16 protein-coding genes and 1 pseudogene are annotated in these 19,471 nt (G+C 66.5%); 9 read left to right on the top strand and 8 right to left on the bottom strand.

Annotated features, from left to right (window positions below):
* The first annotated feature begins 132 nt into the window (after positions 1-132).
* Complete coding sequence (locus FFS49_RS38455; protein WP_105816684.1) at positions 133-1,125, top strand: sulfonate ABC transporter substrate-binding protein; 993 nt, start codon at positions 133-135, stop codon at positions 1,123-1,125.
* Positions 1,126-1,167: 42 nt separating this feature from the next.
* Here the strand turns inward: FFS49_RS38455 and FFS49_RS38450 are convergent, their stop codons facing one another.
* The gene (locus FFS49_RS38450) at positions 1,168-1,752 is read right to left on the bottom strand and encodes a putative glycolipid-binding domain-containing protein (RefSeq protein WP_105816685.1); all 585 of its coding nucleotides are present in this window, start codon (positions 1,750-1,752) and stop codon (positions 1,168-1,170) included.
* Positions 1,753-1,926: 174 nt separating this feature from the next.
* Here FFS49_RS38450 and FFS49_RS38445 point away from each other — a divergent pair, with 174 nt between their 5' ends.
* The gene (locus FFS49_RS38445) at positions 1,927-2,835 is read left to right on the top strand and encodes a LysR family transcriptional regulator (RefSeq protein ID WP_105816686.1); all 909 of its coding nucleotides are present in this window, start codon (positions 1,927-1,929) and stop codon (positions 2,833-2,835) included.
* A 24-nt stretch (positions 2,836-2,859) separates the two neighbouring features.
* On the opposite strand, the gene potE is transcribed toward FFS49_RS38445, so the two are convergent.
* Positions 2,860-4,245, bottom strand: coding sequence for a putrescine-ornithine antiporter (gene potE / locus FFS49_RS38440; protein WP_071332853.1), 1,386 nt, complete (start codon positions 4,243-4,245; stop codon positions 2,860-2,862).
* Positions 4,246-4,291: 46 nt separating this feature from the next.
* A complete protein-coding gene (locus tag FFS49_RS38435) occupies positions 4,292-6,592 on the bottom strand; it encodes an Orn/Lys/Arg decarboxylase N-terminal domain-containing protein (protein WP_137910428.1) in 2,301 nt (766 codons plus the stop codon).
* A 92-nt stretch (positions 6,593-6,684) separates the two neighbouring features.
* Between FFS49_RS38435 and FFS49_RS38430 the strand changes: the two genes are divergently transcribed.
* Entirely contained in the window at positions 6,685-7,737 is a 1,053-nt protein-coding gene (locus tag FFS49_RS38430) for an RNA-guided endonuclease TnpB family protein (protein WP_105816688.1), read from the top strand.
* Positions 7,738-8,274: 537 nt separating this feature from the next.
* Positions 8,275-10,455 carry an ornithine decarboxylase gene (locus FFS49_RS38420; RefSeq protein ID WP_105816690.1) on the top strand — a complete coding sequence of 727 codons (2,181 nt, stop codon included), beginning with the start codon at positions 8,275-8,277 and terminating at the stop codon, positions 10,453-10,455.
* Between the two features lie 85 nt (positions 10,456-10,540).
* On the opposite strand, the gene FFS49_RS38415 is transcribed toward FFS49_RS38420, so the two are convergent.
* The 3 genes from FFS49_RS38415 to FFS49_RS38405 all read right to left on the bottom strand — a co-directional run bounded on the left by FFS49_RS38415 (position 10,541) and on the right by FFS49_RS38405 (position 12,954).
* The gene (locus FFS49_RS38415) at positions 10,541-11,698 is read right to left on the bottom strand and encodes an iron-containing alcohol dehydrogenase (RefSeq protein ID WP_105816691.1); all 1,158 of its coding nucleotides are present in this window, start codon (positions 11,696-11,698) and stop codon (positions 10,541-10,543) included.
* Positions 11,695-12,030 carry a putative quinol monooxygenase gene (locus FFS49_RS38410; RefSeq protein ID WP_039370220.1) on the bottom strand — a complete coding sequence of 112 codons (336 nt, stop codon included), beginning with the start codon at positions 12,028-12,030 and terminating at the stop codon, positions 11,695-11,697. Before FFS49_RS38410 ends, FFS49_RS38415 begins: the two co-directional genes overlap by 4 nt.
* Before the next feature lie 207 nt (positions 12,031-12,237).
* On the bottom strand, positions 12,238-12,954 hold the full coding sequence (locus FFS49_RS38405) for an SDR family oxidoreductase (protein WP_105816692.1): 717 nt from the start codon (positions 12,952-12,954) through the stop codon (positions 12,238-12,240).
* A 133-nt stretch (positions 12,955-13,087) separates the two neighbouring features.
* Here FFS49_RS38405 and FFS49_RS38400 point away from each other — a divergent pair, with 133 nt between their 5' ends.
* Positions 13,088-14,065, top strand: coding sequence for a LysR family transcriptional regulator (locus FFS49_RS38400; protein ID WP_105816693.1), 978 nt, complete (start codon positions 13,088-13,090; stop codon positions 14,063-14,065).
* An 8-nt stretch (positions 14,066-14,073) separates the two neighbouring features.
* Here the strand turns inward: FFS49_RS38400 and FFS49_RS38395 are convergent, their stop codons facing one another.
* Positions 14,074-14,811, bottom strand: a complete 738-nt coding sequence (locus FFS49_RS38395) for an SDR family oxidoreductase (protein ID WP_071332858.1) — start codon at positions 14,809-14,811, stop codon at positions 14,074-14,076.
* 103 nt (positions 14,812-14,914) lie between these two features.
* Between FFS49_RS38395 and FFS49_RS38390 the strand changes: the two genes are divergently transcribed.
* The 3 genes from FFS49_RS38390 to FFS49_RS38380 all read left to right on the top strand — a co-directional run bounded on the left by FFS49_RS38390 (position 14,915) and on the right by FFS49_RS38380 (position 18,045).
* On the top strand, positions 14,915-15,871 hold the full coding sequence (locus FFS49_RS38390; RefSeq protein WP_105816694.1) for a LysR family transcriptional regulator: 957 nt from the start codon (positions 14,915-14,917) through the stop codon (positions 15,869-15,871).
* Positions 15,872-16,013: 142 nt separating this feature from the next.
* The gene (locus FFS49_RS38385; RefSeq protein WP_105816695.1) at positions 16,014-17,402 is read left to right on the top strand and encodes a nucleobase:cation symporter-2 family protein; all 1,389 of its coding nucleotides are present in this window, start codon (positions 16,014-16,016) and stop codon (positions 17,400-17,402) included.
* A 217-nt stretch (positions 17,403-17,619) separates the two neighbouring features.
* Positions 17,620-18,045 carry an NUDIX hydrolase gene (locus tag FFS49_RS38380; RefSeq protein ID WP_039370238.1) on the top strand — a complete coding sequence of 142 codons (426 nt, stop codon included), beginning with the start codon at positions 17,620-17,622 and terminating at the stop codon, positions 18,043-18,045.
* 61 nt (positions 18,046-18,106) lie between these two features.
* On the opposite strand, the gene FFS49_RS38375 is transcribed toward FFS49_RS38380, so the two are convergent.
* Entirely contained in the window at positions 18,107-18,319 is a 213-nt protein-coding gene (locus FFS49_RS38375; RefSeq protein ID WP_039370284.1) for a hypothetical protein, read from the bottom strand.
* 165 nt (positions 18,320-18,484) lie between these two features.
* On the opposite strand from FFS49_RS38375, the pseudogene FFS49_RS38370 reads away from it, so the two are divergent.
* Positions 18,485-19,360: pseudogene (locus FFS49_RS38370) on the top strand (ISL3 family transposase); the annotation flags it as partial.
* Positions 19,361-19,471 lie beyond the last annotated feature (111 nt).

The following is a 19,471-nucleotide window of genomic DNA, read 5'->3' as shown; positions in this document are numbered from 1 at the left end:
GCCTGCACGGCCGTATCGTCCTGAATCCGGCGCGGGCCGGCCCGTGGCGCGCATCGCCCGCATCGGGGCCGCCGTGCGCCGGCCGCGCCGTCTTTCGCGCGCGGCCCGTGAACCCGCACGCAGGACACCTCGATGAACGACACACCGCACGCTGACGTTGAACCGACACCGGCGAACCCGCATCGCCGCCAGTGGCTGCAAGGCGCGGCCGCCGGGCTGGCCGGGCTCGCGCTCGGCCCGCTCGCGGGCCTGCCTGCACATGCGCAAGACAGCGGCACGCGGCTGCGCGTCGGCTTCCAGAAATACGGCAACTTCGTCGTGCTCAAGGCGCGCGGCACGCTGGAGAAGCGGCTCGCGAGCCAGGGCGTCACCGTGCAATGGCTCGAATTCCCGGCCGGCCCGCAATTGCTCGAAGGCCTGAACGCCGGCGCGATCGACGTCGGCACGATCGGCGAGACGCCGCCGATCTTCGCGCAGGCGGGCGGCGTCGATTTCGTCTACGTCGGCAACGAGCCGCCCGCGCCGCAGGGCGAGGCGATCGTCGTGCTGCCCGATTCGCCGATCCGCAACGTCGCGCAGCTGCGCGGCAAGAAGGTCGCGTTCAACAAGGGTTCGAACGTCCATTATCTGCTCGTGAAGGCGCTCGAACATGCGGGCCTCACGTATGCCGACATCCAGCCGATCTACCTGACGCCCGCCGACGCACGCGCGGCGTTCGTGCAGCGCAACGTCGATGCGTGGGTGATCTGGGATCCGTACCTGGCCGCCGCCGAGCGGCAGATCGGCGCGCGCGTGATCGCGAACGGCGAAGGGCTCGTGCGCAATACGCAGTACTACCTCGCGGCGCGCAAATACGCGGCCGCTCACCCGCAGGTGGTGCGCGCGCTGCTCGACGAAGTCGACGCGGTCGACCGCTGGGCGCGCGACCATGTGCCCGAAGTCGCCACGCAACTGTCGCCGCTCGTCGGCCTCGACGCGCCGACGCTCGAAGTCGCACTCAAGCGCGCCGGCTACGGCGTGCAGCCGATCAGCGACGCGACGCTCGCGTATCAGCAGAACATCGCGGACGCATTCAGCGCGCTGAAGCTGATTCCGGGCAAGCTGTCGGTCGCGAGCGCACGCTGACGCATCGCGGCCAACGCGCGGCGGCGCGGTGATACGCGTGAATCAGCGTGTGGGGGCCGCGCCGATGCGCCGCCATTCGTCGTAGTCGGTGACGAGACCCGCTTCGTCAACTGCGATATCGGCTGCATACGTGCCGCTTTCGTAGCGGTACACATGCTCCGCCGTGCGCGTATAGCGCTGCTCGCCGCGCACGAACGTGAAATCCGGAAAGCGCAGCCACGCGGTATGGATCACGGCCGCTTCGCCGACGGCCAGCCCGAGCCGCCGGATCGGCAGCGTATTCGTCGACGGGCTGAAACCGAGATCGAGGTCGGTCGCGCCCGCGAGCGCCGGGACGTCGACGCCATCGATCGTCCATCGCCCTGCATCACAGCGGATGTCCCACCGCCGCGGCGGCTGCGTGCCGCCCCACTGCGTGATGCGCGCCGAGCGCGTGAGCCAGTCCGTGCCGCATGCGATTGCGTAATCGATGCGAAACGGCGAGCCGTCGATCGCACCCGACACCGATCCCGACAGGTCGACTCCCGTTCGCGACTCGCCGAGCCGGCACCATTCGGCTGCCTGCCACGTCTGCAAGACCTGCCATGCGACGCAGCGCGTGCGCACCGCTTCATCCTGTTGCGTCATGTCATCGTCTCCGGTCGAGCGCACGGAAGCCGATTGTCCCCCATCGCACCGGCGAACACACGCGGCCTCGTCAACCGATGGTCAGTATCGGTTCGTCGCGCACCTTCCGGCAGTGCTGCTTTGGTACCATCCGTCGATCGGCATCAACCGGAACCGGACAAGGGGCGCGACTTCATGGATTTGCTGGCGACGATGCGCATCTACGTGAGGGTCGTCGAGCGCGGCACGATGTCCGGCGCGGCGCGCGATCTGGACATGGGCCAGCCGGCCGTCAGCGAGCGCATCGAGCGACTCGAGAAGCATCTCGGTACACGGCTCCTGTTGCGCAGCGCGCGCACCCTCACGTGCACCGAAGAAGGCCGGATCTTCTACGAACGCAGCAAGGCGCTGCTCGAAGCGGCGGACGATGCGGTGGCGTCGGTGTCGAAGACTGAAAACGCGCTCGACGGCACGATCCGGCTCGCGGCGCCGCAATGCGTCGGCGAGGTCGTGCTGCCGGGTGTGCTGATGCATGTCCGCACTGCGTATCCGAACCTGCACATCGATCTGGTCCTGAACGACGACATCGTCGATCCGGTCACGGAAGGCGTCGACATCTCGATCCGAGTCGGGCAACTCGGCGACGGCGGGTTCGTCGCGCATCCGGTCGGCACGGTCGGCCGCCGGCTCGTTGCCGCGCCGTCGTATCTCGAGCGGCACGGCCCGATCGACACGACGGCCGATCTCGCGAACCACCCGTTCATTCGCGTGAAAGGCGTCTTCGCGAGCGAACGGCTGCCGCTGCAGCGCGACGGCGACGCGCTCGACTACGCGCGCATCCGCACGATCATGACGACGAGCCACTGGCGCCCGATGTTCGACACGATCGTGGCCGGCGGCGGCATCGGCGTGGTCCAGCAGCCGGCCTGCGCCGACGCGCTCGCGGCCGGCACGCTCGTCGAGCTGCTGCCGCGGTACGTGATTCCCGATTTCGCGCTCAACGTGCTCGTGCACGCGCAGCGGCCGCTGCCGCCACGCGTGCGGGCCGTCGTCGACCTGCTGAAGCACGACCTTCCGCCGCTGCTGGCCCGCCCTGCCCGATGACGGCGGCGCTTGCCGCCGCCGGTATCACGCCTGCAGCGACTTCCCCGGCTCCTTCACGTGGGCGTCGACTTCCATCTGGTAGAAGCGTGCGCTGACGAAGCCGAACAGCGTCCAGCCCAGGAACACGCACAGGCCGCCGAGCATCAGCGCCTGCTCGCCCGAGCTGAACAGCGCATAGAAGCTGTACGCGGTGGCCACCATCGCGATCACGTTCGTAAGCAGCGCCTTCGCGGGCGGCACCTTCGCGACCTTCTGGATCGTGATCAGCGCGGCCATCGACATCACGTACGGCACGAGGTTCGTGACGACCGCGAGATCGACGATCTTCTGGAACTGGCTGCTCAGCTCGGGGCTGATCGTCATCAGCGCCAGCGCGACCTGCGCGACCAGCAGGATCACCATCCCGACGATCGGCGTGCCGGTGCGCGTCGCACGCGCGAACACCGGCAGGAAGTAGCCGACGTCCGCCGAACTCTTGAACACCTGCGCGACCGTGAACTGCCAGCCGAGCAGCGAGCCGATGCATGCGATCACCATCAGCGCGGTGACGATCGTGCCGACCGTCGGCGTGAACATCGTCGCGAACGCGATGCCGAACGGCGCATTCGATTTCGCGAGGATCGCATTGGGCACGATCCCCGCGATCACGTTGGTCGACACGATGTAGAAGATCGCCGACGCGATCGTGCCGCCGAGCACGGCGATCGGCACATTGCGCTCCGGATTCTCGACGGCGTCCGAGTTCGCGCACGCCGATTCGAGCCCGAGGAACGCCCACAGCGTCACCGCGATCGAGCTGCCGACGGCCGGCCCGAACGGCAGGTTGTTAGGATTCCATGCGGCGCCCCAGGTCGCGCCGCTGAACCAGAACCAGCCGATCAGCGACACGACGACGACCGGAATGATCACGCCCCACACCGTCACCGCGCCGATCCGGCCGGTGATGCGCGAGCCGCCGAAGTTCGCGACCGTCGTGAGCACGAGCAGGAAGATCGTCCACAGGCCGGTCTGCAGCGGCGACAGCGTCGCGTCGAACAGCACGGTGCCGTAGCCAACGGCCGTCACACCGATCGCGACGTTCGCGATCACGAGCGACAGCCCGTACGTGTAGTTCGCCATGTAGTTGCCGGCCTTGCCGAACGCGTATTCCGCGTAGCCGCCCATGCCGCCCGGCTTGCGGCTCAGCATCCCGCAGCGCGCGAATGCATAGGCCAGCGCGAGCGAGCCGCCGGCCGTGACGATCCACGACAGCAGCGAGATCGTGCCGACCTGCGCGAGCTTCGACGGCAGCAGGATGATGCCGGAGCCCATCATGTTGACCGCCGTGAGGATGGTCAGCTGCCAGACGTTCATCCGGTTCTTCGGCGCGGCCGCGGTGGCCGCGTCGGACATGCGCGCTGCGTTTTCCATGATGTCGATCCTTCGATGTGAGGCCGCCGCGCGGCCGGTCGCTCGTTCAGGCCGTCAGGCAATACACGCGGTACGTGCCGTCCTCGACTTCCACGCCGTGCGTATCGTGCGCGAAGCCCGGGAAGCGCCGGTCGTACGCTTCGAGCGCCTTCAGGTAGCCGAGCACCGGGCCGCCCGCCGGCCCCGCGTTCTCGCCCGGCATCAGGAGCGGAATGCCCGGCGGATACGGCACGACGCCGGTAGCGACCGTGCGCCCGGCCAGTTCCTCGAGCGTGACCTGCTCGACGCGGCCCTGCACCAGATGCTCGTACGCGCGCACCGGGCTCATCTCCGGCTTCGGCAGGATCGAGAACGCCTCCGACATCAACCGCGTCGTGCCGAGCTGCTCCATCGCCGCGAACATCGTGTCGGCCAGGTCCTTCAGCCCCATGCCCGCATAGCGCGAGCCGTGCTCCTTCGCGAGCGACGGAATCGCCATGTCGAGCGGCAGGTTCGCATCGTAGTCGCGCTTGAAGTCGCACAGCGCGCTGACGAGCGAGCCCCACTTGCCTTTCGTGATGCCGATCGAGAACAGGAACAGGATCGTGAAGTCGGTGGTCTTCTCGACGACGATCCCGCGGGCATCGAGATACGCGGTCACGACGCTCGCCGGAATGCCGACCGGCATCAGCCCGCCGGCCGGCGCGACGCCCGGCGTGACGATCGACACCTTGATCGGATCGAGCATGCAGTAGCCGTCCTCGATATTGCCGAAGCCGTGCCATTGCGCGCCGGGGCGCAGCACCCAGCACGACGGGTCGCTCGCGAGCAGCTCGGGCGATACATCGTGGAACGGCAACGTGCGGCCGGTGCGCGTCTCGAGCACGGTGTCGGGCTGCCAGCACTCGAAGAACCAGTCGCCCTTCGCGCCGAACTCGCTGTTCATCCGCGCGATCATCTGCCGGAACGCGACGGCTTCCTCGATCGACTCGTGCGTGAGCGCCGCGCCGCCAGGGCCGTCCATCATCGCGGCCGCGACGTCGTTCGACGCGATGATCGCGTAGTTCGGCGACGTCGACGCGTGCATCATGAATGTTTCGTTGAACTGGCCATGCGGAATCGGGTTGCGGCCGTCGCGCACGTGGATGTACGACGCCTGCGACAGCGCGGTCAGCAGCTTGTGCGTCGACTGCGTCGCGAACACCGTCGGGCGGTCCGCATGATGGTCGCGCGGGTCGCCGTGCATCGCATGGCGATCGCGGTAGATCGGGTTGAAACGCGCATAGCCGTACCACGCTTCGTCGAAATGCAGCCGGTCGACGCTCGCGCCGAGCAGTTCCTCGACGCGCGCAACGTTGTAGCACAGGCCGTCGTACGTCGAGTTGGTGACGATCGCGTGCTTCGGCTGGCGATCGGCGAGCCCGGCCGTGAGCGGGTTCAACGCGATCGCCTCGCGGATCGCCGTTTGCGTGAGACGCTCGGACGCGATCGGCCCGATGATCCCGTAGCGGTTGCGCGTCGGCACGAGGTAGGTCGGGATCGCGCCCGACATCGTCATCGCGTGCTCGGCCGACTTGTGGCAGTTGCGGTCGCACAGCGCGATCTGGTCGCGGCTCACGCTCGCCATCAGGATGATGCGGTTCGACGTCGACGAGCCGTTCGTCACGTGATACGTGCGATGCGCGCCGAACACGCGGGCCGCGTAGCGCTCGCTTTCGCCGATCGGGCCCGAGTGGTCGAGCAGCGAGCCCAGCTCGCCGACCGAGATCGACAGGTCGGAACGAAACAGCGCTTCGCCGAAGTACTCGAAGAACGCGCGGCCGACCGGCGATTTCAGGAAGCCCGTGCCGCCGGTGTGGCCGGGCGTATGCCATGAGTATTCGTAGACGCGCGAGAATTTCGCGAGCGCGCCGAACATCGGCGGTAGCACGGTCGCGCGGTAGCGTTCGATCGCCGCGTGAATGCGCCCGCCGATGAAGTCGGCCGTATCCTCGAGCAGCCACACGAAATCGTCGACCTGGCCCATCACCTTGGACGGCACCGACGATGCGACGCTGCGGTCGGCCAGCAGGAAGATCGGCACGTTGGCGTTGCGATGCCGGATCGCGTCGACCACGGCCTCGGACGGCCCGTGGCCGTCCACGCCGAGATCCCAGTCGAGCAGCACGCACTGGATCGACGGGTCGGAGCGGGTCAGCATGATCGCATCGTCGGCCGACGTGGCCGTGAGCACGTCGATGTCGCGCTGCACGAGCTCCGCGCTCAGCGTGCGGACCGCACGCCCGGTCGCGGTTTCCTGCGTGATCTCGTCGTCGACCAGCAGCGCGCGCATGCCGAGACGACGAATGCCACCGACAGAAGTGTTCATCAGAATTTGCTCCGAGAAATCCCGCCATTGATGGCGGGAAGGAAAGGAATGCTGTTGACAGGCAGCTTCTTCCACAGATTAGGATCACCGGTATGATTCTCGTCTACCGCTACCGCGTAAAGTCGCTCAACGGACTGCTCAACAAGCAGAGCCGTGCGGTGAACTACGTCTGGAACTTTTGCAATGACACGCAGAAGCACGCGCTCAAGTGGCGCAAGAAGTGGCCGACGGGATTCGACCTGAACGTGCTGACGACGGGGAGTAGCAAGGAACTCGGCATCCACTCCGGCACGGTCAACGCGACGTGCGAGCAATATGCGAAGTCGCGCAGTCAGCACCGTCGGCCCTACCTGCGCTATCGCGGCAGGAAATCGCTCGGCTGGGTGCCGCTGAAGGGCCGCGACCTGAAGCGCGAAGGCAACGCATTTCGCTTCGCCGGCAACACCTTTCGCGTGTTCAACAGCCGGCTGCTTCCCGAAGGCAAGATCAAGGACGGAACCAGCTTTGCGCAAGATGCGCGTGGCAACTGGTTTCTGAACATCGTGATCGAGACGCCGGATGTTCCGGCCCGACCTATCCGTTCCGGTGTCGGCATCGATCTCGGCCTGAAAGACTTCGCCACACTTTCGACCGGCGAGAAGCTGCCCAATGACCAGTTCGGTCGACGAGCGGCGGAAAAGCTGGCGAAAGCGCAACGGGCGCGAAAGCACAAGCGACATATCGCGAAGCTGCACGCCAAGGTGGCGAACGCCCGTGCCGATTTCCAGCACAAGCTCGCGCTCGATCTGGTGCGGCGCTTCGATTACATCGCGATCGGCAACGTATCGGCTGTCAAACTCGCCAGAACCAGGATGGCGAAGAGCGTCTACGACGCATCCTGGTCGTCCTTCCGAAACAAGCTCCGCTACAAAGCGATCGCGCACGGAGCCACGTTCGAGGAAGTCGACGAAAGCGGTTCGACCCAGTCCTGTTCGGCGTGCGGATCGAAAGACAGCACGACGCGGCCGAAAGGTATCGCGGGGCTGCGAATAAGAGAGTGGGCCTGCAGTGACTGTGGTGTCGTGCATGATCGAGATACCAACGCTGCGTTGAACATTCTCCGATGCGGACGTGCATCGCCAGATGTGGGAATCTTTCGCCTTTAGGCGCGGGAGGACGTCAAGTTTTTGCCCTCGTTGTTGCGTTGCTTCGATTGGTATCGTCCGTCTCACGAGCACGCGGACAGCGCGTCACGGGCGGCGGCGTGAGACGCTCGCAAATCCGGTTTGATTCGCCATCCAATTCGGAGCCGACTATGCCATAGATGCCATTTGATGAAAAGCAGACGATTCGGTGAAACGATCGGTCGTTTTCAAATCGCGTTTCACGAACGGTTCATTTTGATGTGCATTGCAGCATGCCGATTCCCGATTATTCGATCATCCTCGCCCGGTAATCGGGGAGTCGATTCCGGGCGATTGAATTCGTCAGGTTTTGTTGCTACGATCGGCTGCGCCGTGCGTTGCCCGGCGGCGGCCGGGCCGCACCGTACAAGGCTTTTTCGTGCGCCGCGCCATTCGGCATTCAGCATTCGCGGGAGCGTTTCAATCGGCTGCAGCGCGTGCCGGATTTCACGGCTTACGCGGATTACTCGCCCGTGCGAATGCCGCTCCCGTTTTCCGCACATTTACGGGAGAGTTCGCGTGAGCCTGTTGAAAATCGCAGTCGAGCCGGCGCTGATCGGCGCCTTCGTCACCACGCACGAACAGGTCGACGTATTCCAGACCGATTTCACGAATATCGCGGCCATCGTCGTCGGAATCGAATCGGCGCAACAGGTGCTTGAAACTGTCGAAAGAACCGGGTTCGCGATTCCGTTCTTCGTCGCCGTCGAGCCCAACCAGGAAGTGCCGTCGTCGATCCTGCCGAGCGCGAGCGGCGTGATCCAGCTCCGCCACGGCGGGCGCCACTACTACGGCCGGCAGATCTCGGCCGCCGCCGACATCTACAGCGAAAACCTGCTGCCGCCGTTCTTCAAGGTGATGCGCGAATACGTGCAGCGCGGCTATGTCGAATTCGACTGCCCCGGCCACCAGGGCGGCCAGTTCTTCTCGAATCACCCGCTCGGCCGGATGTTCTTCGACTTCTTCGGCGAGACGATCTTTCGCGCCGACCTCTGCAACGCCGACGTCCGGCTCGGCGACCTGCTGATCCACGAAGGCCCCGCACTGGAAGCGCAGCGCAATGCCGCGCGGATCTACAACGCGGACAAGACGTACTTCGTGCTGAACGGCACGTCGACGTCGAACAAGGTCGTCACCAGCGCGCTGCTCGCGCCCGACGATCTCGTGCTGTTCGACCGCAACAACCACAAGTCGGTACACCTCGGCGCGTTGGTGCTGTCGGGCGCGCGGCCGGTCTACCTCGAGACCGCGCGCAACGCGTGGGGCCTCATCGGCGGCGTCGACAGCGCGGCACTCGACGAAACGCGCATCCGCGACGCGATCCGCGACGTCGCACCGGAGCGCGCCGGCCTGCCGCGCCCGTTCCGGCTCGCGGTGATCCAGCTCGGCACCTATGACGGCACGATCTACAACGCGCGCGAGATCGTCGACCGGATCGGGCACCTGTGCGACTACATCCTGTTCGATTCGGCGTGGGTCGGCTACGAGCAGTTCATCCCGATGATGCAGGACTGCTCGCCGCTGATGCTCACGCTCGGCCCCGACGATCCCGGCATCTTCGTCACGCAGTCGGTGCACAAGCAGCAGGCCGGCTTCTCGCAAACTTCGCAGATCCACAAGAAGGACAGCCATATCGAAGGCCAGAAGCGCTTCTGCGATCACCGGCGCTTCAACAACGCGTACATGATCCATGCGTCGACGAGCCCGTTCTACCCGATGTTCGCCGCGCTCGACGTCAACGCGCAGATGCATGCGGGGCCGGCCGGCAAGCGCCTGTGGCGCGACTGCGTCGCGCACGGCGTCGATGCGCGCAAGCTGCTGCTGAAGACCTGTCGCCAGATCCGGCCGTTCGTTCCGCAGAGCATCGACGGCCGCCCGTGGGCCGATTACCCGACCGAGCAGATCGTCGACGACCTGCGCTTCTTCCGCTTTCATCCGGCGGACACGTGGCACGGCTTCGAAGGCTATGCGGACGATCAGTATTTCGTCGACCCGTGCAAGCTGCTGCTGACGACGCCCGGCATCGATCGCGACACGCACGAATACGCGGCGTTCGGCGCGCCGGCGCCGATCCTGGCGCGCTACCTGCGCGAGCACGGCGTCGTGCCCGAGAAGGCCGACCTGTACACGATCCTGTTCCTGCTCACGCCTTCCGAAAGTTTCGGCAAGCTGCAGCATCTGGTCGCGCATCTCGCGCAGTTCGAGCGCCACCTCGACCAGGACACGCCGCTGCGCGAAGCGATTCCGTCGCTGTGCGAAGCGTATCCGGAGCTGTACGGCAACATGCGCCTGCGGCAGCTGTGCCAGCGGATGCACGACTTCTACCGCAGCCACGACATGAAGCATCTGCAGAAGCAGATGTTCCGGCGTGCGCAGTTCCCGAAGCAGGCGATGCTGCCGCAGGCCGCGAATACCGAGCTGATCCGCAACAACGTCGAGCTCGTCACGCTCGATCGCATCGAAGGCCGGATCGCGACGGAAGGTGCGCTGCCCTATCCGCCCGGCATCTTCTGCGTGGTGCCCGGCGAAGCATGGGGCGGCCCGGCGCTCGACTACTTCCGTGCGCTCGAAGCCGGGATCAACGCGCTGCCGGGTTTCGAGCCGGAAATCCAGGGTGTCTATCTGCAAGCGCGGCCGGACGGCACGAAGCAGGCTTCGGCATACGTGGTGGCAGCCGGCGCCGACGCGTCGAACGCATGACGGCGGCGTGGCGGGCGGCCACGCGCCGCTCGCGGTCCCGAGCACATCGTGAATGCATGGCGGGCGGCACGACGCGGCCGCCGCCTCACCACGCCTGCCGATAGATCTCCAGCGCGTCGGCCTCCGTCACCTCGCGCGGATTGTTCACGAGCAAGCGCGTCTGCAGCATCGCATCCGATGCCATCCTCGGCAGGTCGCCCTCCCCGATGCCGACCTCGCGCAGCGTGCGCGGAATGCCCGTCGCGACGATCAGCCGGTCGATCTCGGCGATCAGCGCGTGCGTGCGCGCTTCATCGCTGCCCGTCGCCGACGGCGCGACGATCGACGCGAGTTCCGCATACAGCGGCGCGGCGGCCGGCGCGTTGAAACGCAGCACGTGCGGCAGCACGAGCGCATTCGACAGACCGTGCGGCACATGGAAGATCCCGCCGACCGGATAAGCCAGCGCATGCACGGCCGCGACCGGCGCATTCGCGAACGCCTGCCCCGCGAACATCGCGCCAACCAGCATCGCCTCGCGCGCGTGGCGGCTCCGGCCGTCGTCGCACGCCGCGAGCAGGTTGCGCGACAGCAGCGTCAGCGCGTGCACGGCCAGCATGTCGGATACTGGGTTCTTCAGCCGCGCGGACGTGTAGGCCTCGATCGCATGCACCATCGCGTCGATGCCCGTCGCGGCCGTGGCCGCACGCGGCAGGCCGAGCGTCAGTTCGGCGTCGAGGATCGCGACGTCCGCGAACAGGTGCGGCGACACGACGCCCATCTTGCGCGCCTCGCCGACCGTGACGATCGACACGGCCGTCACTTCCGAGCCGGTGCCGGCCGTCGTCGGCATCTGCACGAGCGGCAGCCGCGCGCTCGCGACCTTGTCGACGCCGTACATGTCGGCCAGCGCCTGCTGCCCCGGCGCGAGCACCGCGATGAGCTTCGCGACGTCCATCGACGATCCGCCGCCCAGGCCGAGCACGATCTCGGCATCGGCCGCGACGGCCCGTTCGGTCGCGTCCAGCACCACGTGCTCGGGCGGATCGGCGATTACGTCGTCGATCACGGTGACCTGCCAGCCGTGCGCGGCGAGGCTCTCCAGCGCGGGCGCGAGCACGCCGCTGCGATGCAGGAACGCGTCGGTGACGACGCACAGCCGCACGAGCGCCGGAAAGCGCTCGCGCAACAACGCGCCGAGCCGCCGCGCGGCGCCGAATTCGACGACCTGCGTCGGAACGCTACGGAATTGAAACGGGTTCATCGGGCGCCTCCCGGTGGCGTCGCCGTGCCGGTGTCCGGCTGCACCATGTAGCTGGACACTTCGCGACGATCGAGCAACGGGATGATCGCGCCGAACCCGATCCGCTGGAAATGCGGCGTTTCCCGATGCACGTCGAGGCCGTCCGCATCGCGGTAGCGTTCGAGGATCACGACGTGGTCGGGATCCTCCGGCGACCGGAAATACGCGTAGTCGAGATTCTTCGGCTCGGCGCGCGTCAGGGGCGCGAGCTCCGCGAGCAATTCGACCACGCGGTCGCCGTTGCCGGGCTTGGCGTAGAAATGCGCGATGACCTGCAGGTAAGGTTCGTTCATGTTGCGCTCCGTGTTCGACTGGGGGCCGTCACGACGGGGACGCACGCAATGCGCGGCGAACCGGAAGGATTCGAACGCGACGGCGCAACGCCGTGTCACTGGCGGGTCGTCGCATTGTATTGAATCGGCGCGACCTTCGCAGTGCCGCCACCGCGCCGCGAACGACACGGCGGATCGCCAGTGGCCTCTACTCGCGCGACGCGCCGGCTACCACGGCACCGTCCTCCCCAGGTAGTCGAGATAGTCGAGCCCCGGGCGCACACGCTTTGCGATCAACACGTTCACAAGACTCGGCACGCTTTCCTCGATCGTCAGGCGCGCATCGGGCCCACCCAGTTCCGTACGGACCCAGCCGGGCGCCATCAGCACCATCGCACGCCGCGTATCGGCCTGACGCGCCGCGAAGCTGCGCATGAATTGATTCAGCGCGGCCTTGCTGCCGCGATAGACCTCGCGCATCCCGCTGACGTTGTTCGCGACGCTGCCCTGCCCCGACGACATCGCGCCGATCAGGCCGTCCTCGGTCACGAGATCCTGCAGCGTCTCGATCACACGCATCGGCGCCAGCGCATTCGTGATCATCACGCGCACGAACTCGTCGGTCGTCACTTCGCCGATCGTTTCGGTGGGTTCGTTCGTCGTGCCCGCATTCACGAACAGCATGTCGAAGCGCCGGCCCGACAGCCGCTCGCGCAGCGCGGCCAGTTGCGCCGGTTCGCAGATGTCGAGCGTCTCGATGTCGAGCCGGCCGTCGAACCGGTCGGCGAGGTCGTGCAGCTTCGTGCGCCCCGCTCCTGCGCGCACGGTGCCCGTCACGCGCCAGCCTTTGTCCAGGAACGTCTCCGCCATCGCGAGCCCGAGGCCGCGTGACGCCGCGACGAGCAGGATCGCGGGCGCATTTCCGTTCGATACAGTTGATTGCATGGTTTCCGCCTTTGCCGGGTTTCGTCATGCAGCCACTATAGGTGCGCACCACGACAGGCGCCAGACGCACTGGATTCAACTTATAGTTGCATCCAGCGCCATGTCAGATCGCTCAGAGGCGTATCCTGTCTCCATGGAAGACATCGACCTGAATCTCGTCGCCGCGCTCGACGTGCTGCTGTCGGAAGGCAGCGTGACCGGCGCCGCGCGCCGGCTTGGCCTGAGCACGTCCGCGATGAGCCGCACGCTCACGCGGCTGCGGATCTCCACCGGCGATCAGTTGCTGGTGCGCGCCGGGCGCAAGCTCGTGCCGACACCGCACGCCGCCGCGCTGCGCGACCGCGTGCATGCGATCGCAAGCGATGCGCGCGCGGTGCTGCGGCCGGCAACCGCCGACGTGGACATCGCGACGCACGCATCCACGTTCACCGTTCGCGCGGCCGCATCGTTCATGGAAATGCTGTCCGGCCCGGTGGTCGCCGCACTCGGCGAAATCGCGCCGCTGGTGCGCATCCGCTTCGTCCCGAAGCCCGATCGCGATCCGCAGGCGCTGCGCGACGGCACCGTCGATCTGGAAATCGGCAAACGCGGCGACGATGCCCCCGAGTTGCACACCCGCATGCTGTTTCACGACTGGCACGTCGCCGTGGCACGCGCCGGGCATCCGCTGTTTGCATCGGGGAGAATCACGCCCGCGCGCTATGCGGCCTGCCGTCACGTGATCGCGTCGCAGCTCGGCGATTTCGGCGGGCCGGCCGACGACTCGACCGACAAGGGCGGCCCGAGCCACACCGTGCATGTGGTCGTACCGGGCTACCCCGATGCGATGCGTGTCGCGGCCAGCACTGACCTGATCGCGCTCGTGCCGCGCTCGAGCCTCGGCAACGCGTTCTCGCCAGGGCTCACGGAGGCCCTCGGGCTGCGCAGCTTCGAGATCCCGGCGCGCCTGCCCGAGATCCTCGTGTCCGCGCTGTGGCATCCGCGCATGCATGGCGACCCCGTGCACCGCCGCTTGCGCGATGCGGTCATCGCTGTCTGCCAGCGCGCGTATCCGGATGGCCGCGCGCCGCGCCCGCCGGCACGCCGCACCGGCACGCGCGCGGCAGGCTGACACGCGGCTCAGACCAGCCGGCCGCCGCCGTCGATGTGCAGGATCTCGCCGTTCATGAAGCCGTTGCCCAGCAGGAACGCGATCGCTTCCCCCACTTCATCGGCGCGCCCGACACGGCCGCCGGGCAATGCCGCCGCCGCGCCCGCGAGGATGGTGTCGCGCGCTTCCGGGCCGAACGCGTCGTACAGCGGCGTCTCGACGAAGCCGGGCGCAACCACGTTGACGCGGATCGGCTTCAGTTCCAGTGCGAGCGACTGCGCCAGCGCCTCGACCCCGCGCACGGCCGCGGCAATGACCGACGTGCCTTGCGCGGCCGGACGATCCGACAGTTGCCCGCCGGTCAGCACGATCGAACCGGTCGCGGGCATCAGCGGCAACGCAGCGCGGATCGCATAGACCGGCCCGGCGATACGCTCCTGCAGCGCGGCGAGCAGGTGATCGGGATCGGTGTCGTTCAGCTTGCCGGCAATGAACCGGCCGGCCGTGACGACCAGGTGATCGACGCGCGTGATCGTGTCGAATACGGCCTGCACGGCATGGCGATCCGCGATGTCGGCCACCGCGACGCGCGCGCCGCCGATCACCTGTGCGGCAGAGTCGAGTTTCGCGCGGGTCCGGCCCACCAGCGTGACACTGGCGCCTTTTGCCTTCGCGGCCGCTGCGGCCTCGAGGCCAATGCCGGAACTCCCGCCGAATACCACGACGTGCGCACCGTCCAGTGCCGAAGATTGCGTTGCCTCGTTCATGTCGACTCCTCATCAGGGATTGAAGGTTCGCGAACGTTAGGTCATTCTCCATTGCACAGGAATGTGGGAGACTCGAATAAGGTTCATTCCACGAAGGAATAAGATGGATTCGCTGCGATCCATGCGCGTGTTCGTCCGCGCCATCGAGCTCGGCAATTTCTCGGCGGTCGCGCGCGAGGAAGGCACCGGCCAGCCGACGATCAGCAAGATCGTCGCCGCGTTCGAAAAGGAACTGGGCGTTCGCCTGCTCGAACGCTCGACCACGAGCCTCGCGCCCACCGACGAAGGCCGCCGGTTCTACGATCGGTGCAAGCGCGTGATCGACGAATACGCGAGCGCGGTGGCCGAAGTGCGCGGGCAAACGGTGCGGCCGGTCGGCAAGCTGGTCGTCAATGCGCCGCTGGGGCTGGGCGAGCTGAGGCTGAACGCGCTCGTGCTCGAATTCCTCGCCGCGTGGCCGGAGATCGAGGTCGAACTCCAATTGACCGACCGCGTGATCGACCTGGTCGAGGAAGGCGTCGATGTCGCCATTCGCCTCGGCCAGCTGCTGCCGCCCGACGCCGTGGCGCGCCACATCGCGTCGTCGCCGCGCCTGCTGGTCGCCACGCCGGCGTACGTGGCGCGGGCACCGAAGCTCCGCCGGCCGGACGATCTCGCGAAGCACGAGTATGTCGGCTACGCACGCGCGGACATCGGCAACGAACTGGCCTTCGCGCGCGGCGACGAGCAGGTCGTCGTTCCGGTGCGCGGCCGGTATCGCGTGAACAGCTCGATGGCGCTGCGGGAATGCTTTCTTGCCGGAAACGCGGTGGGCAGCGGGCCCGCGTGGCTCGTTCAGGACCTGATCGACAGCGGTCGACTCGTCCGGTTGCTGCCGAAGTGGGACATGGTGCCGCCGCATGCGCTGCACCTCGTCTATGCGTCGCGCCGGTATCTGCCGCTCCGGACCCGCACGTTCCTGCAGTTCATGGAGCAACGGATTCCCGAGTTGCCCGGGTTCCACGCGATCACCGCCCCGACCGCCATCCCGACCTCGCCCGCTTTGCGACCGCCCCGCTGACCGACGGGCGCCGCGGTCACGGCCGGCCCGGGCACCGATCCGCCACCGTTTTCCCGATCCGCCGAATCCGCGCCATTGCAGCGGCGCCGGCGGGCCGTTCGGCTAAAATGCCGCACTTTCCACCCTGTCCGGCCCGCTCGCCATGCAACCCGCCTCCTCCGCCCAACCCGCCGCTCACGGCGCCGACGCCGCAGATTCGGCGCGCGACCTCGTCTACGGCCCGAACGACCGGCCGGCGCCGATGGTCGCCTTCGTCGCCGCGCTGCAGCACCTGCTGGCGATCATCGTGCCGATCGTCACGCCCGGCCTGCTGATCTGCCAGGCGCTCGGCGTATCCAGCCGCGATACGACCCTGATCGTGTCGATGTCGCTGGTGATTTCCGGCATCGCCACCTTCGTCCAGTGCAAGCGCTTCGGCCCGCTGGGCGCCGGCCTGCTGATCGTCCAGGGCACGAGCTTCAACTTCGTCGGCCCGCTGATCGCCGGCGGCAGCCTGATGGTCAAGCAAGGCACGCCGGTCGAGACCGTGATGGCCGCGATCTTCGGCGTCGTGATTGCCGGGTCGTTCGTCGAGATGGGCGTGTCGCGCATCCTGCCGTTCGTGAAGCGCCTGATCACGCCGCTCGTCACCGGCATCGTCGTGCTGCTGATCGGCCTCACGCTGATCAAGGTCGGCCTGATCAGCATGGGCGGCGGCTATGGCGCGATGGCCAAGGGCACCTTCGCGAGCACGGAGAACCTGACGCTGTCCGGCCTCGTGCTCGGCACGATCATCCTGCTGAACCGCGTGCCGATCGTGTGGGTGCGCAGCACCGCGCTCGTCATCGCGCTCGTGATCGGCTATCTCGCGGCCGCATTCCTCGGCCGCCTCGATTTCACCGGCATGCACCAGGCCGCGCTGTTCCAGGTCCCGACGCCGCTGCATTTCGGCATCGGCTTCTCGTGGGCGCTGTTCGTGCCGATGCTGATCATCTACCTCGTCACGTCGCTCGAAGCGATAGGCGACGTCACGGCCACCAGCAAGATCTCGAACGAGCCGGTCGAGGGCCCGGTGTGGATGCAACGGATCAAGGGCGGCGTGCTCGTGAACGGCGCGAACTCGCTGCTGGCCGGCGTGTTCAACACGTTCCCGAGCTCGGTGTTCGCGCAGAACAACGGCGTGATCCAGATCACCGGCGTCGCCAGCCGCTACGTCGGCATCTGGATCGCGGGGATGCTCGTGGTGCTCGGCCTGTTCCCGGTCGTCGCGGGCGTGCTGCAGGCCGTGCCGGAGCCCGTGCTCGGCGGCGCGGCGATGGTGATGTTCGGCGCGGTGGCCGCATCGGGCATCAACATCCTCGCGGGCGTCCATCTCGATCGTCGCGCACTGCTGATCATCGCGGTGTCGCTCGCGCTCGGCCTCGGCGTGTCGCAAGTGCCGGACATCCTCAACAGCCTGCCGCACGCGCTGAAGAACGTGCTGGAATCGGGCGTGGCGACGGGCGGCATCTGCGCGCTCGTGATGAACTGGTTCCTGCCGGAGAAGAAGTAAAAGCAATCGCGGTGCGAACCGCATGACAACGTGGCACGCGTGATGGGCCGCGTCGGTCGTCGTGCCAATCGGCATCGGCGGTCCGGCGCACGGCCCCGCCGCCGGCCGTGTGCTTTGGGCGCGCACGCAGCGTGCCGGCCGCGCATCGGCGGCAATCAATCGTCAAACCGGGTCAAGCGGCCTTGGCCGATCGATTTGTGCTGGTTAGAATCGCAGCATGCCCCAAACCCTCGCGCCCGACCAAGCCCCCGAAACGACTGCCGTTCCGATCAAGGAACGCGCGACCGTCGTCTGCTATCGCGAAGAGCGCGTGTTGCTCGTCACGCGTGCGGCGTCGCGCTGGGCCCTTCCCGGCGGCACGATCAAGCGCGGGGAAACACCGCTCGAAGCCGCGCATCGCGAATTGTGCGAAGAAACCGGCATGACCGGCCAGGATCTGGTGTACTCGATGCAGTTCACCGGGCTCGCGAAGATCCATCACGTGTTCTTCGCGGAGGTCGGGCCGGACCAGATACCGCAAGCGAGCAACGAGATCGAGAAATGCAAGTGGTTTCCGATCGACAATGTCGACCGCCTGCGCGCGAGTATTCCGACGAAGCGAATCGTCGAACTCGTCTACAACCACGAAATCCGCAAGACGTAACACACGTGCGAGCCGTCGCCCGGCTCGCGTCGATCGTCGGGAATCAGCGGCGCGCGAACGCTCAGTGCACGCGCTTTCTTCGCAATTCGCGCGTGGAATAGACGACCAGGAAGATGCCCAGCATCGCGGCGCCTGACGCCATGAAGTCGTTTGCGCTGCCCGAGCTGCGCAGCGCCGCCGGGAAAATACCAAAACTCAATCCCGCACCAGCAAGAAGCAATCCTGCTGCCACACCCCAGATCGGTCCGACGGTCTTGTCGATTTTGTTTTTCATATAGCACCTTTCTACAGTCATGACCTGGCCAGCAGCGATACCGCAACCGTGACCAGCCATTCCACTATAGCGGGGAAAAAATTCGGTTCATCGCGGGAAACCGTGGAGCGTTTGAGGGGGATTGCGTAACCTGACGCCTGACTTTAAGGACGTCAGGAGGAGCAATTGCTCGATCGCAAGGCACTTCAGGCACTGGGCTGCTGGACGGGCTATCGGTTAGAGCGGGTGGAATGGCCGGAAGGAGAAGGCCGTACGCTATCGCTGCATTTGAAGCCGGTCAGCAAGGTGATGTACTGCGAGCAATGCGGTGCACGGTGCCATCAAATCCACGAGACGACGGTTCGCCGCGTGCGCGATCTGCCGCTGTTCGAGTACCGGGTGGTGCTGCACGTGCCCCGCCGCCGGGTCTGGTGCGAACGCTGCGGCGGTCCGCGACTGGAGAAGCTGGCGTGGCTGGGCCGTTACCAGCGAGTGACGGAGCGATTTGCCAAGGCCTGCGAGAAACTGCTGCAAGCGGCCAGCGTACAGGCAGTGGCGGCCTTCTACGATCTGGGCTGGCACACGGTCAAATCGATCGACAAGATGCGCTTGCAAGCGCGTGTGGCTGAGCCGGACTGGTCGACGATCCGCTATTTGGCGATGGACGAGTTTGCACTCCATAAAGGCCATAGGTATGCCACGGTGGTGGTCGATCCGATCGGCCGGCAGGTGCTCTGGATTGGATCGGGACGCTCACGCGAGACGGCCCGCGCCTTCTTCGAGCAGCTTCCTGAGGGTGTCGCCGAGCGCATCGAAGCAGTCGCGATCGACATGACCACGGCCTACGAGTTGGAAATCAAGGCGCAGTGTCCGCAGGCCGAGGTGGTCTACGACCTGTTCCACGTCGTGGCCAAGTACGGGCGCGAGGTGATCGATCGGGTACGTGTGGATCAGGCCAATCAGTTACGCCATGACCGGCCGGCCCGCAAGGTATTGAAATCCAGTCGCTGGCTGCTGCTGCGCAACCGCCACAACCTGAAGCCCGAGCAGTCCGTGCATCTGAAGTGTATTAGCCGGGACTTGATCTGACAGGTAGTCGGGCCGACAAAGAACGAGTCATCAATGGGGGATGAGTTTCTCCTTGGCGAGATCGAGCGAATCGAGGAAAGTGCG

It is taken from the genome of Burkholderia sp. 4NA327C6, assembly GCF_005502655.1.
Classification (GTDB): Bacteria; Pseudomonadota; Gammaproteobacteria; order Burkholderiales; family Burkholderiaceae; genus Burkholderia; species Burkholderia contaminans.
Note: the sequence above shows the minus strand (reverse complement) of the source record. Positions and strands in the feature narration are given on the sequence as shown.